Raw genomic sequence first — 13,806 nt, 5'->3', positions numbered from 1 at the left:
CTTGTCACACGTCTGCGAGCCGATGCATGGGATCGTCCGGCGGCTCCGCGCCCTGGGCCTCGTCGCACCAATCTTCGATGTCGTCCTTCCCGGACACGGTCTGCCAGAGCTCGCGCATGTCGTCCGGCACCCTTGCGCGAACGGTGCACATGGCCCTGTCCACCACGCGCGGCCACGAGAGCGCGTAAGCGTGAAGGGCCTGGCGGCCAAACGCCTTTTCGTAGAACTGGGCCTGCCCCAGCGGATCGCGTCGGTTGGCGAGGGCATAGGTGTAGTCGCGATCGCCGACAAGGGGCATGCCGTGGAAGGCCATCTGCGCCCGGATCTGATGCGTCCGTCCCGTTTCGAGCACGAGGGCCACCAGCGCGAGCGGCCCGGCCTGGCAGAGCGGCAGGGCGTGGGTCACCGCGCGATCGCCGCGCTCCGGCGGCACGACGATCCGGCGCGAAGGGCGGTGAGGGTTCGGCGCCAGGCCGTCCACGAAGGTCAGCCAGCGCCCCGGCTCGCATCCCTCGGGCGCGTACACAATCGCCACGTAGCGCCGATCCACAAGGCCTTGGCGGAGGGCGCGATCCAGCTGATGGTGCGCGTGGGCGTGTTTTGCAATGAGCACCGCGCCCGAGGTGTACTTATCCAGCCGGTGGACGGCGTGAGGCACACCGCCGCGATCGCGAAGATAATGCGCGGCAGCCGATAGCAGTGAACCGCGTCGCTCGTGCGGAGAAGGATGGGTCAACATCCCAGCCGGCTTGTTGACCACGATGACGTCGTCGTCTTCGTAGCAGATCTCGAGGGGGATGGCCTCGGGATCCACCGCCACCTCCTCCTCGGGCCGTTCCCATGTGACGCGATCGCCGTCCTGCACGATCACGGAGAGGTACACCGGCTCACCGTTGAGATAAAAGCCCCCCGCCTGAATGATGCGCCGGAGCATTCTGCGGGACATGCCCAGCCTGCCGCTCAAAACCGCCGACAGGCGCCGGCCCGCGAGATCGCTCGGCACCACGTATTCCTCCAACAACCGTTCCCACCCCCTACAGTCAGAGCCCGAGATGGCGTACAGCGAAGTACAGGTACGCCACACCGATGGCGACGAGACCGCCGAGCACCGCCGCATACAGCAGTTTGTTCAGGGTGCGCATCGCATTCACCTCATTTTAACTTCCGCGGCGCGGGCGAAGCGTATGCGACGTTTGCGCCGGTCGAGAACAGGCGATAACGATGATGGGTCCCTTGGCCCGAAAAAGAGGTGCTTTGCGCATGTCCACCCTGCCCTATACCTACCGTGTGGTCGGCCGCGAGTCCGCGGCCTGGCATTCCTCGCCCTGCACTCACGGGTGCGATTATATCATTCAAATCGTCGGACCGGACCAGGATGTGCACATGGAATTCTGCCCGCTGGACGCCGAGCAGTTCGCGGGGTTGCTGCTCGAAGCCGTGGAATGGAGCCATCGATCCGACTAGCTTGTCATACTTGTCCCCCAGGGCGCGTACATCTCTCCATAAACAGGCCGCGAGGCTAAGTCAAAAGGGGAGATGTGGATGATCTGCCGTCGTTGGCACACCTGGCTGGCTGGCGCCCTCGCGTTCCTCCTTGCCCTGGGACTTTGGACCAGCGACCGAACCACGCGCGCGCCCGCCACGATGGCGCCCGTGGCGGATGCGCGCCCGGCGCCCCTGCGCGAGACCGTCCGGTTCGCCTCGTGGAGCCTTGGATGGACATCGCGCCCCGAAACGGAGGGCAAAGCCGACAGCCAGTGGCTGAACGTGAAATGGATCAGCCACGCCGTGATCGTCACCGCGGCGCACGAGGCGGTGCGCCACACGCCGAGCGCGCCCCGGACAAGCTCCGCTCATGCGACGCTCGTGCGCGTTCGCGCGGGAGAGTGCCTTTGGACCATCGCTGAAACCCACCACACGACGGTGGCTGAACTTGTGCGCCTCAATCGGCTTCGTTCGACGTTGCTTCACGTCGGGCAGATCCTGCGGCTGCCTGCGCAATGCCACCGCCCGATCGCGCTGCCGAAGTCGCCGGAAGCGAGTTCCCCGTCCTGCGTGCCGAACCTCACCTACACCGTTCAACCGGGGGACTCGCTTTGGGAGATCTCGAACATCTTTGGCGTGCCCGTATCCGCCATCCGCAGCGCAAACCACCTGCGCACCTCGGCCATTTATCCTGGCGAAAGGCTCGTGATTGAACCCTCGCGCGCCTTCGGCGGATCGCAGGCGCAGAGCGTGCTGCTTCGTGAAGCGCCTGCCTGGCTCATTCCGGTCTACAAGGCCGCCGGTGCAAAGTATGACATCCCATGGACCGTGCTTGCCGCCATCCACAAAGTCGAGACGGATTTCAGCACAGACGGAGATATCGAGTCTTACGCAGGCGCCATCGGCCCGATGCAGTTCCTTCCGTCGACGTTCGCCATCTTCGGCGTCCCGGCCCCAGGCCACAGGACCGCCGACATTCATAACGTGGAGGACGCCATTTACTCGGCGGCTCACATGTTGCACCAGGAAGGATTCAGCCTAGACCCGTATTACGCCATCTGGACCTACAACCACTCGGCGACCTATGTGAAAGACGTCCTTCACCTGGCGGTCACGTGACATCCCCGGCGAGGCCGCGCAAGACGCGCTTGAGCGCTCGTTCCATGGCGGTCGACACGTCCTTGGGCGATCGCGCGATCGCGAAAGCGTGCCCGTAAAGGTACCGCACAGCGTCTGCCAGCGCCGCGTCCGGGTCGCCCGCGACGATGAGATGCATCACCTGAATCCCTCGAGCCCGGGCTTCGGCGACCGCCCGGCGCGTATCTTCGTAGCCTCCCTCGTATCCTTCGGCCGCGGGCCGCGCGTCGCTGACCACGAGGATCCACTTCGACGCCTCCGACGCGCGCTCGAGGCGCTTCGCGACGTGTCGGATGGCGGCGCCATCGCGATTGTCGAGTTCGGGCCTCAGTGCAAACAGCGCGGCCATCGCGGCGGGATCGCGCGAGTGGGTATAGGGCACGACGTCCCAGAGGATGGTTTCGGTGCCGCCCCGGCCCGTCGGCGCGTCGTCTTCCCAGTACGCCGTCACAGCAAAGGAGACCCCGAGCGTTCGAAGGACATCGCCCACGAGCACGACCGCCTCACGACAAGCCGGAAGATACGGTTCCATCGATCCAGACACGTCCACCAGGATCTGTACCATCGCGTCGTATCCGCGCGGGCTGTCCTTCTTTCCGAGCACCCTTGGGTACGTGTCAAACGCCACCCGCTCGACACGCTTCAGGGTGCGGCCGTGACGGGACAAGGTCCCTCGCCAGGCGCGGCGCCGCTCCAAATACTTGGACATGATGGCGAGAAGGCGGCGGCGGTCCTGGACCTGCCGCAGCCTCACCGATCGAAGCCAGTCCTCGGCCTCTGATGGCGGCGGCATCCATCCCCGCTCCCGCACGACATGTCCGCCCGCCGCAGGCGCTTCCGGTGTCGATGGGTCCCGCACTTCGAGATGCCCCTCATCCTCGGCTCGAACCTGCCTGCGGCGAGGTGCACCCGCCGCGCGCGACAAAACGGTGCGCCCGACGTCATCCACGAGATCTTCCGCGAGGCGTCCCGTATGGGCGCGCGCAGCAGCGCGCGCCCCGGCGTTGGCAGGCCCTTCAAGCGGAGCGCCGCGCGCGCCGTCATGAGGGCGAGTCCAGAGGTCCACACGCTGTCCTGTCGCCTTCTCGGTCTCCTCGCGGCCGCAAAACGCGCTTCGAGACCGGGAGGAGAGGTCAGAGGCGCCTCCAGGCACGCCGTCCGCAGATGGGCGCCAGCGGAGATCGAACCACGTCTCGTTCAAATCGTCCGTAGGGCCCTTTGCGATGGCCTCGAGCAAACGCTCCGCGGCCCATGAGACGGCAAGCTCGGTATCGCTTGTGAGAACCCCACGGTCCGGTTGTCGGAACAGCGCCTGGAGATCGTCCAGGAGCTCCAAATAGACGCGCTCCGCCGAGGCCGTCTGGCCGCTGCGCCCGGCTCGCCATGCCGCTTGACGCCGGACGCGGCGCCGATGAAAGGCCATGCGCCTCGCAAAAAGAGGCGCAAGGCGGGGGCGTTCACGAGAGAGGTGAACCATCAGACGCGCATCCTCGGCGGTCAACAACCATTGCCAGCCGAGCCGCGGCGCTCCACAAGCCTGGACCTCTCCGCGAGCGCGCTCCAACGCGGCAAAGTCGGTCATGCGCGCGCTGCCGCCAGCGCGAAGATAGACCTCAGCGCGCTCCAGGGTCGCTCGCGCACCTCGCTCCATCGTGCGGTACACATCGGGCAACTCAATGACCAACGCCGCCGCATCCAGGCTCGACAGGCCTCCATACCTGCAAAACGCCCGTTCATTCCCCCACAGCACGCGGGCGAGCCCCGTGTAGAGGGAGAGCGCAGGCTCATCCTCGTACGCGCTCGTGAACCGAAACATGCGCGCGCCTCCCTAGAGATTTGAAAAATAACCCGATGCGAGCTCCATCACGAGATCCTGCTCTCGCGGATCGCTGGCTTTGTTGGCCACCGCGTAGCGAATCGCGCGCAAGGACGGCATGTGACTCGACAGATCGCACGCGTCGAGAAGCGCCCGAATGGAGGCGACTTCTGCGGGCAGTTCCCCCACCTGACTGGCTCGGACCAAATCGGCCGAAAATCGGACAAAACGCTCGATTTGGGAGCTATCGGAAAGCGCGGTTGCCTCGCGAATGAGTTGGGCCAGCGCATCGCCTTGAACGTAGGAAACGTCGAACACGACGAATCGGTTCAGCAGCGCTTCGTTGAGCGGCGAGGTACCCGCGTAACCTTCGTTGATGGCCGCGATCACGCAAAAATTCGGGTGTGCGGTGACGACTTCGGCCGTCAGAGGATTGGTCAGCTGCCGCCGATGGTCGAGCGCCCCGTGAAGAATGGGCAAGACTTCGGGCCTCGCGACGTTCAGTTCGTCGACGTACAGCATGCGGCCGCGCCGCATCGCCCGAACGACGGGACCCTCCACATACTCCACCACCGTTCGGCCTTCCGAAAGCCCCAGGGTGCGGTAACCCAACAGGGCTTCCAGGTCGAGATCGACCGAGCAGTTGACGGATTCCATCTCGAGGCCGAGGCGCTCGGCCAGCGTTTCGGCGAGGCGTGTCTTGCCGCTCCCGGTCGGGCCTCGAAACAAGAGATGCTTGCCGAGCCGAAGAGCGGCCTCGGCGTCTTCCAACAGATGGGGGCGGTCGGTGATGAAGCGCGGCGGGGTTCGTCGCAGGACTGCCGTCTCCTGCCCGTCGTCCACATTCATGCGTCCATCGCTCCTTCCTGAATTCGGGCGCGTGTCCTTGGCGCGCGGATCTGGATCGGCGTAGGATATGCCAGAACCGCAAAGAGGAGGTGGCTGATATGTACGGCGTGTTTGGTAGCTACACGCAATGGGCCGTCGTGTTTCTGATCATCTTCGTGCTGTTCTTCCTGTTGGTGCCCGCGTACGGTGCCGCCGCAACCTGCTGAGTACGCGGAAAGGCCGCCCCACCGGGCGGCCCGCTTCCCGTCGCGCGGACGCGCATGAAAACCTCCCCAGCGAGCAAGGCTATGTGCAACACACCTCGACCTGAGCTGGGGGATGCGACATGGTTTTCATCGCATGGTTCATTGTGGCTTTTGTTGCCGCCGTCCTCATCGTCTACTTCGCGAACCCGCGCCGGCGCGAGTGAAATCAGCCCTCATCGATCCGGCAAAGGACGTCGTCCATCCGGACGTGATCGCCCTCCTTTGCGACGATCTCTTTCAGCACGCCGCTCACTTCAGAGGGCACTTCCACCGTCACCTTATCCGTCGTCACTTCCAGCAGCGGTTCGTCCTTCTCGACGCGATCGCCCTCGGCCTTCAGCCAGGATGTGACGACCGCTTTGGTGACACTGTCCCCCAGTTGGGGCAGGCGTATCTCCCTCATCGGTATCCTCCTTCAATCCGCCCGAAGTTGAATCGGCTCCTGCCAAATGGCCATCGCCTGTGTCGCCGTCAGTTGCCCATCGTCCACCAAATTCTCCAGGACCACCTTTTGCCTCGATCGCGCCAGGTCGTAATGGACCAGCGGATCATAGGCGGACGGAGCATTGGGCAGTCCGGCGACAAGCGTGAGTTCACCCGCGTTGCACGCCCAAGGCGGCTTGCCAAAATACGTCTCACACGCATTATACAGCCCGTACGCGCCGTGGCCAAAATACACGACATTCGCGTACAGCGTGAAGATCTCCCGTTTGGACATAGTGTCGTACAGACCCACGGCATACCAGGCTTGCAGCAGCTTGCGCCGCAGGGTCTTCTCTTTGCTGAGAAGGGTGTTGTCCACGAGCTGCTGGGTCAGCGTGGACCCGCCCTCGACGTAGCCGTCGCGCTCCACATCCACCACGATACTTCGGGCGATGCCCACCGGATCGACACCCGGATCCGACCAGAAGCGCCGATCCTCCGTGGCGATGATGGCCTCGCGAAACACCGCCGGAATCTGGTCGTACCGGACGGGATGCACGCGCTCGTCGCGCATGCGCACCGCGGCCGCCTGCCTCACGCGCGCCGCGACGAGATCGACCGTGTGAAAGTACAGGTCTTGCCCCAGCCACAGCGCTGCCAGGAGGAGCAGCGCCCGAATCCAACCGCGTCTCAATCGCTCACCGCCTCAGGGTCGCTTTCGTCCCTTGCGTATCACCCCGTTGAGGTAGGCGAGAATGCCATGGCGCGTGAGCAATCCCACGAACTTGCCCTGCTCGTCTTCCACGCACAAAAACGGCGCGTCGATGCTCAGCTGCAGGGCGCGCAAAAAAGGTTCCCATCGGCCGATGCGTTGAAAGTCCGTGCGCATCACGTCCTGAACCGTAAAGCTCGCGAGCGCCTCGAACTCGATGCGTTCCAGCCCCAAGATCCGGTCGAGGATGAGCGTCTTGCTGATGATGCCCACCACGCGACCGTCGCTCGAGACGACGGGAATGGCCGAATAGCCGGATTTGATCAGGACCAACAGCGCATGCTCGGCGCTGTGCTGCGGATGAACGCAAGCCACATCGTCCGCGTCGATGATGAGGCGAGCAATGTCCTCGTCCTGCAATGTCAAAGACTGCATAGTCTCCATAGACATAGACGAACGTCTCCCTGAAGCACAGGCTGCGCCTGTCGGTGTTCGCCTCGTATTTTACCAGAACGCGGACGCCGCCGATACGGCGACGCCGCTTCCCCATCACGACTCGGGTCCCACGCGGCGATTCGTCATGTCGGGCGGCGGCACGACCGTAGGGTCCGGCCGTTCATGCGCGATCTCGGGTGCGACGCCCCCGTCCTGTTGCAGCCGGTCGATCCCGTCGAACACCGAATCCAGGTAGACCTCGCTCCCGTGCGCCTGGTTTCCGTCCGACACAGGCGTGTGGCGGCGTTCGTCCGCCATGGCTCTCGCCCCCTTCGCATGGACTCCCACGTGTAGCGTGACCACGCAAAGGCGACGTTATTCGACTGCAAGGACGTCGGAATCTTCCACCCAGTTCAAGGTTCGACGGGCTTCTGGTACAGAAATGGAGCCACCGGGCGCAGGCCGCAGAGGTCGATCGCGACCAACTGCTCTGTGCTTCCCACAAAGAGAAGTCCGCCGCACCGAAGCGACTCGGCAAACCCTGCGATGATCGCCTGTTTGGCTGCGTCCGTCAAATAGATCAGCAGGTTGCGGCATACGATGAGATCGAGATCGCGAGGATACGGATCCGCCAACAGATTGTGGCGTTCGAAGCGAACGCGCCGCCGGACGGGAGACCTCACGCGCCATCCATCGGGCACGGGTTCGAAAAACCGCTGCAGGCGTTCCCGAGAAACGTTGGCCAACGAACGCGGTGCGTACACGCCCCGAGCCGCCGCCTGAAGTGCGCCTTCGTCGAGATCGGTCGCCCAAATGTCGGCCTGAAGGCCAAGCTCCTCGCACAGGATGGCGAGGCTGTACGGCTCTTCGCCCTGCGCACAACCGGCGCTCCACGCGCGAAGCGGAGCGTGAACCGCCGCGAGCCTCGTCTGAAGTTCGGCCCACCGCTCCGGATTTCGAAAAAATTCCGACACTTGAATGGTGACGCGATCGAGCAGTTCCCTTAGAAGCGACGCATCGCGCGCGAGCGCCGACGCATAGGACGAAAAGTCCGAAAATCCCCTGCGATCGCGCAGATGCGCAAGCCGGCGCTCCATCTGCGGGCGTTTGTAATGAGTTAAATCGATCCCGGTCAATCGCCGCACGTGGCGAAGAAAGTCGAGATACGGATCCAGATCACTCACTCCAGGAAGGCGGAGATTTGAATTGGCACACGATCCATGGAACCTCGGCATCGCGCTCTCGGGAGGTACGCTGAAGGCCGCAGCGCACATCGGCGTGCTCTCGGCCCTCGAACAACTGGGCGTCCGGCCCGACGCCATCGCGGGCACCAGTGCCGGATCGCTCGTCGGAACCTTGTACGCCTACGGCTACAGCTGTGAAGATCTCGAACGACTGGTCCGATCATTCCCCGGCTGGCGGCTGATGGATTACGGGTTTCCCGTCGCGCAATCGCTCGTCGCGCTGGCTGCCAACCGACTGGGCATCCGCGCAAAGCGCGAACCTCTTCCGCCGGGTCTTCTGCGGGGCGTCCGATTCCAGGCGTACATCGAGCGCCTCCTCAAGCACCGCCGGCCTCAGATACCCATCTTCGTACTCGCCGCGGATCTCATCTCCGGGCGCCCCGTGGTGTTCACGCCGAACCATGTCCGGCTGGACGCCGTGGAGCACACCGACGCCATGGCGCGAGCCGTCGCCGGCAGTTGCGCCCTGCCCGGCGTATTTCCTCCCGTGGAACACGGCCCCTATCTGTTGGTGGACGGCGCGATGCGACATTACGTCCCTGTTTCTGTCCTGCGCCAAATGGGGTGTCGGCGGATTCTCGCCGTCAATCTGTATCGGCTGCCCAATCCATTCCATCCCAAGACCTTGATCGACGTGTTTCTACGGGCATTCGATATTCTCCTGCGAGAATCCATTGACAACGATCTCGACGCCCCCTCGGTGTTTCTGCTCGAACCGGACCTGAGCGGCGTCAAGGGGCATCCGTTCGAACGGTTGCCAGCCTATATCCAGGCGGGGCGTGCGTGCGCTCAGGACCACGCCGACGCCGTCCTCAGCTTTGTCAGAAGCTGACTTCAACAAAAAACCCGCGCGCAAGCGCGGGCCTTCTCAAGCCAGCCAGGCGTCCACGGTTCGCTCGTACGTCAACGCGCCCTCAGGGAACCAGAGCTCAATTTCCCGCTTGGCGCTTTCCGGCGAATCCGAGCCGTGCACGACGTTCATGCCGATGGTGAGGCCGAGATCGCCCCGGATGGTCCCAGGCGCCGCCTCCGCCGGATTCGTCTTGCCCATCAGGGTGCGCGCCACGGCGATGGCGTTCTCGCCTTCCAGGATCATGGCGAACACCGGGGACGACGTGATGAACTGAACAAGTTCTCCAAAGAACGGGCGCTCCCGGTGCTCCGCGTAATGCGCTTCCGCCAACTCCTTCGACACCCGGACCAGTTTGGCGGCGACCAGTTTCAGCCCCTTGCGCTCGAAGCGCGCCACAATCTCACCGACGAGTCCGCGCTGCACACCGTCGGGCTTCACCATGACAAACGTCTGTTCTCGGGCCATGTCGTTCATCCCTCGCTCCATGCTTGTTGTCCGCGGACAGGCCACAGACGGCGCTATTGTATGAAATTCTCCCCATCGATTGCAAGTCAGTACTGACGGCGAATGATAAACGAGGTGAGCCCCATCAACTGCTCGCGCACCGTCTCGCGGCGCACGCACGCAAGCAGGTGCCGTGACTTCTCGAGATACCGCTCCGCCAGCCGTTCGGCGTCCGCCAGCGCGCCGGACGCCACCACCAAGCGGATGGCCTCGTTCGCGTCTTCCTCGGGCATGCCTTCGCGGACTAAAGCCCTGAGGCGTTCCCCGAAGCCCGGGCGCGCCGCCGCCAGAAGGGCCGGCAAGGTGAGATTGCCCTGACGCAGATCTCCTCCCACCGGCTTTCCGACGACCTCCGCAGCCCCTGTGAAGTCGAGGAGATCATCTACGATTTGAAAAGCCATGCCCACGGCATGTCCGAACCGCGCGAGCGACGCCACCTCGCGTTTGTCGACGCCGCCGACCATGGCACCGAGCTGACAGCTCAGGGAAATGAGGAGCGCCGTCTTCCGATGAATGCGGCGCAGATAGGTCATGACGCCCTGCGACCAGTTGTAAAAGTCTTCGATTTGTTCGATCTCGCCTTCGCACAACAGCACAATGCCGCGCGCCATGAGCCGATGAACCTCGAGGTTGTCCACCTCGGCCAGAAGCTGAATCGCTCGAGCGAACAGGTAATCGCCGGTGTACATCGCGGCCAGATTGCCGTAGCTCTTCCTCACCGTCGGTTTCCCGCGCCTGAGATCGGCTCGGTCGATCACGTCATCGTGCACGAGCGTCGCCATGTGAATCATCTCGAGCGCCGCGGCCACTTTGGCCACATCCTCGGACCACGCCCGTTCCCCCAAGCCGCAGATGAGCGCGAAAAGAGGGCGAATGCGCTTGCCGCCGGCCTCCAAAAGCGTGCGTCCCGCGTTCGCCAGATCCGCATGCTCCGCACGGGCGCGTTCGTCCAAGAGCCGTTCGACGCGATCGAGTTCTTGCCGGTACAGGAGGTAGATGTCATGGAATTCCACGCCGACCGCTCCTCATTTCCATCCGATGTGGAAGGCCGCAATGCCGAATGTCAGCGGGCGGCTCCACACGCCGCGCAGTCCGACGCGGCGAAAAATTTCCTCAAGCCCCTTCCGGTCGGGAAAGTCGATGAGCGACTCGGGTAACCAAGCGTACGGTTCCCGATCTCCCACCACGAGCTCGCCGATTTTCGGGAGAATGCGATAAAAATAGAAGTAGTACAACCGCCGAAACCAAGCGGCCTCGGGCTTTGAAAGCTCAAGCGACACCACGGCCCCGCCGGGTTTCACCACGCGCGCCATCTCCCGCAGACAGCCTTCCGCACTGGGCATGTTCCGCAGCGCAAAGCCGATGGTACACAGATCGAACGTGTTGTCGGGGAAGGGCAGGTTCATGGCATCGCCGTGCACAAACTGGACGCGATCGCGGAAAGGAAAACGCTGACGCCGCTCCTCCGCCACGTCGAGCATGGCCTCGGTGAAATCGAGCCCCACGACTCGGCCTTCAGGGCCGAGCCGCTTGGCGATCGCAAAGGTCCAGGCGCCGGTCCCCGCAGCCACGTCCAGCACCTGCGCGTCCGGCTTGAGCGGCAGCTGCCGCATCGCGTAGTTCCGCCACAGCCGATGCTGCTGGAAGCTCAGCACAGAGTTCATCGCATCGTATCGCCTGGCGATCTTGGAAAAGACATCGTGTACGTAAGCCGACTTGTCCCCCTGCATCTCACCGCTTCCCTTCCGCTGCTTGAAGCCCTTGCGGCTCCTCCGGAAGGGCATAGTCCAACACCGGCCACGTCCCGCGCATCTTGGCCGAGTCCTTGGGTGCAAACAAGCTACCCTCGCGGGACCGCCCAGACGTTTGGCCGCGCGTGAACGCGCGAACTTTTGCGCCGCCTGCCAGGATGCGATGGCGCACCGCTTCTTCCACCCTTGCCATCCAAGGTTCCGGGTTCGAATGGTAATGGCGCACCAGAGCGCGCAACAGCTCGGCCTCGATGGTCGACATCCGCTCCATGTACACGTCGAGGGAGAGCGGCGACGCCATCAGGAGATCCATCTTGGCTTCGTTGATCCGAACGACCGCTTCGCACAACTCATGCATCAGCTTGCGGTCTCCCAGCTCGGCAAGCAGAAGATAGTATTTGCTGCTGTCGTAATCGCCGGCCAAGACCACAAGTCCTTGTTCCGCCGTTCCCCACTCGTCGATCTCGTCATGGATAGACAGGCCCTGCTCCAGCAACAAAACGGCGGTGAGCACCCGCTCCGCCTCGCTGTCCGGCACTGCGGCCGCCCGCAGGATGGCGTAACCGAGATTGAAGTGAAATGGACTCACCGCCTGGCGGACCTTCCGCTTGGCCAAGTAGTCGTGATCCATATGCGCCTTGGCGCAACGCGTGACGCGTTGAAACATTACCTCCCGAGCGTCCGTCAAGCCGGTGTCATCTCCTTCGAACGGGCCGACCTCGCATGCTGCGGATAGTATATCATAAATGGCCGCCGCTCACGCGTCCTCGTCCGTCCGCACGATGCCGTACCTGGTGTAGATGACGGCCTTCCCTCGAATCTTAATGGCCGAGGTGTGCTCCGTGAACTGCGCGATCATCACTTCGCTCTTGTCCAATTTCTCTGCGTGATGAAACCGCGTCTGAGGTCCGCGCGTCATGCCGTTCACCTGGACACCGTTTTCAAGCGCCTTAATCACCACGTAATCGCCGCTGTAGGGCGTTTCAGCCAAGGCCGCAGCCTCCTTCAAATCCGCCTAAAATACGAAGACCAGCGTTCAACACGCTGGTCGCTGGTCGGAATGACGGGATTTGAACCCGTGACCTCTACCTCCCCAAGGTAGCGCGCTACCAGGCTGCGCCACATCCCGACGTTCTTCGCTCTGTTCCGTGAAGCCGTTGATGATTGTAACACGCGCCGCTCGATTGTGCAAGTGCTCTGGCGCCCAAGGGCGCGGCGGGGGCGCGCCCGCATCCGTGGCCGCCCCTTCCACCCGACCTTGTCATCAGAACGCCGTAATGACGTTGAAACCTTTGGTCTCAAAGCGCGTCATTTTATCAAATACGTCGTTGACGTCTTCAAGGCGCACCTCTCGCTCCACCAAGTCTTTGGGCCGCAGGCGACCTTCCGCCACCAGGGCCAAGAGGCCCGCGTAGTCCGGGTGCGGGATGCCGAGGCTGCCGACGACCTCAATCTCGCAACTCGTGATGAGATCCATCGGCAGCGGCACAACGCCGCCCTCTTCCGAGGTAGTGAGGCCAATCTGGACGTGTCGGCCCCCTTTGCGAAGGCACAGCACGGAATTGAGCACCGTGTCGCGAATGCCGAGCGCGTCAATACTGACGTGCGCCCCGCCCTTCGTGATCTCCCGAATCGCCTCCGCCACCGGTTGCGTTTTCGCGTTCACCACCTCGCAAGCGCCTTCCGCACGAGCCTTCGCCAGCTTCTGGTCGTCCACGTCCACCGCGATGACTCGAGCCCCCATCGCGTATGCGGTCTGAATGGCCGACAAGCCCACGCCGCCGGCGCCGTGCACCGCCACCCATTGCCCGGGCTTCACGTTGCCCCGCATCACCCCATGATAGCCCGTCATGAATCGGCAGCCCACGGCAGCCGCGGTCAAGGCATCGACGCCTTCCGGCAGGCGAATCAGGTTCAGATTCGCATTTCGCACCACCACATACTCCGCGAAGCTGCCGTCCCAGCTGAAGCCGTAGATGCCGACGTGATCGCACCTGTTCGGGACGCCCGCGTGACAGTGTTCACAATGTCCGCACGCGTAGTGAAACGGGACCGTCACCTTTTCGCCGATCTGAAATCCCCGCACGTCCCGCCCCAAGGCCACGATCTCGCCCCCGAACTCGTGCCCGGGCGTGATCGGCAATTGCGGCGACAGCCCTAACCACGTCCAGTCGCCCATCCATCCATGCCAGTCGCTCCGGCAGATGCCGCTCGCCTCCACGCGGATCACGGCGTCCTCCGGCCCAGGGGACGGATCCGGCACTTGATCGATCACAAGCGGCTCACGAAACCCCACCATGCGCGCTGCTCTCATGGCTTGTCCACACTCTCCTTCGAAACGTCTTCGGACAT

General features: G+C 63.5%; 17 protein-coding genes and 1 tRNA gene. 3 read left to right on the top strand and 15 right to left on the bottom strand.

The genetic code is table 11. The features are described from left to right. Positions 1-4: 4 nt before the first annotated feature. Positions 5-1,021, bottom strand: coding sequence for an RluA family pseudouridine synthase (locus J3481_RS00180; RefSeq protein WP_236010917.1), 1,017 nt, complete (start codon positions 1,019-1,021; stop codon positions 5-7). A 239-nt stretch (positions 1,022-1,260) separates the two neighbouring features. On the opposite strand from J3481_RS00180, the gene J3481_RS00175 reads away from it, so the two are divergent. Further along, on the top strand, positions 1,261-1,464 hold the full coding sequence (locus J3481_RS00175; RefSeq protein WP_206830411.1) for a hypothetical protein: 204 nt from the start codon (positions 1,261-1,263) through the stop codon (positions 1,462-1,464). Positions 1,465-1,542: 78 nt separating this feature from the next. Then, positions 1,543-2,604, top strand: a complete 1,062-nt coding sequence (locus J3481_RS00170) for a lytic transglycosylase domain-containing protein (RefSeq protein WP_206830410.1) — start codon at positions 1,543-1,545, stop codon at positions 2,602-2,604. On the opposite strand, the gene J3481_RS00165 is transcribed toward J3481_RS00170, so the two are convergent. The 7 genes from J3481_RS00165 to J3481_RS00135 form a co-directional block, all read right to left on the bottom strand. Beyond that, a complete protein-coding gene (locus tag J3481_RS00165) occupies positions 2,597-4,438 on the bottom strand; it encodes a vWA domain-containing protein (RefSeq protein ID WP_206830409.1) in 1,842 nt (613 codons plus the stop codon). The genes J3481_RS00170 and J3481_RS00165 overlap by 8 nt on opposite strands. Before the next feature lie 12 nt (positions 4,439-4,450). Continuing rightward, positions 4,451-5,287 carry an ATP-binding protein gene (locus tag J3481_RS00160; protein ID WP_206830408.1) on the bottom strand — a complete coding sequence of 279 codons (837 nt, stop codon included), beginning with the start codon at positions 5,285-5,287 and terminating at the stop codon, positions 4,451-4,453. Positions 5,288-5,698: 411 nt separating this feature from the next. Then, positions 5,699-5,935: a biotin/lipoyl-containing protein gene (locus J3481_RS00155; RefSeq protein ID WP_206830407.1), complete on the bottom strand. Its 237-nt coding sequence runs from the start codon at positions 5,933-5,935 to the stop codon at positions 5,699-5,701. 12 nt (positions 5,936-5,947) lie between these two features. Next, entirely contained in the window at positions 5,948-6,649 is a 702-nt protein-coding gene (locus tag J3481_RS00150; protein WP_206830406.1) for a biosynthetic peptidoglycan transglycosylase, read from the bottom strand. A 12-nt stretch (positions 6,650-6,661) separates the two neighbouring features. Beyond that, positions 6,662-7,117, bottom strand: a complete 456-nt coding sequence (cbpB, locus tag J3481_RS00145) for a cyclic-di-AMP-binding protein CbpB (RefSeq protein WP_206830405.1) — start codon at positions 7,115-7,117, stop codon at positions 6,662-6,664. Between the two features lie 99 nt (positions 7,118-7,216). Then, entirely contained in the window at positions 7,217-7,420 is a 204-nt protein-coding gene (locus J3481_RS00140) for a hypothetical protein (protein WP_206830404.1), read from the bottom strand. 95 nt (positions 7,421-7,515) lie between these two features. Further along, positions 7,516-8,286 (bottom strand): CheR family methyltransferase, encoded by a 771-nt coding sequence (locus tag J3481_RS00135; RefSeq protein WP_328702020.1) that lies wholly within the window; start codon positions 8,284-8,286, stop codon positions 7,516-7,518. Positions 8,287-8,308: 22 nt separating this feature from the next. Between J3481_RS00135 and J3481_RS00130 the strand changes: the two genes are divergently transcribed. After that, positions 8,309-9,178, top strand: a complete 870-nt coding sequence (locus J3481_RS00130) for a patatin-like phospholipase family protein (protein ID WP_206830402.1) — start codon at positions 8,309-8,311, stop codon at positions 9,176-9,178. A gap of 36 nt (positions 9,179-9,214) precedes the next feature. Here J3481_RS00130 and ndk read toward each other — a convergent pair whose 3' ends face one another. The 7 genes from ndk to J3481_RS00095 form a co-directional block, all read right to left on the bottom strand. After that, positions 9,215-9,673 (bottom strand): nucleoside-diphosphate kinase, encoded by a 459-nt coding sequence (gene ndk, locus J3481_RS00125; RefSeq protein WP_206830401.1) that lies wholly within the window; start codon positions 9,671-9,673, stop codon positions 9,215-9,217. Positions 9,674-9,750: 77 nt separating this feature from the next. Then, on the bottom strand, positions 9,751-10,716 hold the full coding sequence (locus J3481_RS00120; RefSeq protein WP_206830400.1) for a polyprenyl synthetase family protein: 966 nt from the start codon (positions 10,714-10,716) through the stop codon (positions 9,751-9,753). 12 nt (positions 10,717-10,728) lie between these two features. Beyond that, complete coding sequence (locus J3481_RS00115; RefSeq protein WP_206830399.1) at positions 10,729-11,433, bottom strand: demethylmenaquinone methyltransferase; 705 nt, start codon at positions 11,431-11,433, stop codon at positions 10,729-10,731. A gap of 1 nt (position 11,434) precedes the next feature. Continuing rightward, positions 11,435-12,142, bottom strand: coding sequence for a heptaprenyl diphosphate synthase component 1 (locus J3481_RS00110; protein ID WP_206830398.1), 708 nt, complete (start codon positions 12,140-12,142; stop codon positions 11,435-11,437). A gap of 69 nt (positions 12,143-12,211) precedes the next feature. Beyond that, complete coding sequence (gene mtrB / locus J3481_RS00105; protein WP_206830397.1) at positions 12,212-12,445, bottom strand: trp RNA-binding attenuation protein MtrB; 234 nt, start codon at positions 12,443-12,445, stop codon at positions 12,212-12,214. 61 nt (positions 12,446-12,506) lie between these two features. Next, a tRNA-Pro gene (locus J3481_RS00100) sits at positions 12,507-12,583 on the bottom strand. A gap of 135 nt (positions 12,584-12,718) precedes the next feature. Further along, positions 12,719-13,768, bottom strand: coding sequence for a zinc-dependent alcohol dehydrogenase family protein (locus J3481_RS00095; protein ID WP_206830396.1), 1,050 nt, complete (start codon positions 13,766-13,768; stop codon positions 12,719-12,721). Positions 13,769-13,806: the final 38 nt, after the last annotated feature.

This window comes from Alicyclobacillus fructus, from assembly GCF_017329605.1.
GTDB lineage: Bacteria > Bacillota > Bacilli > Alicyclobacillales > Alicyclobacillaceae > Alicyclobacillus > Alicyclobacillus fructus.
This window is presented reverse-complemented; position numbering and strand designations above follow the sequence as displayed.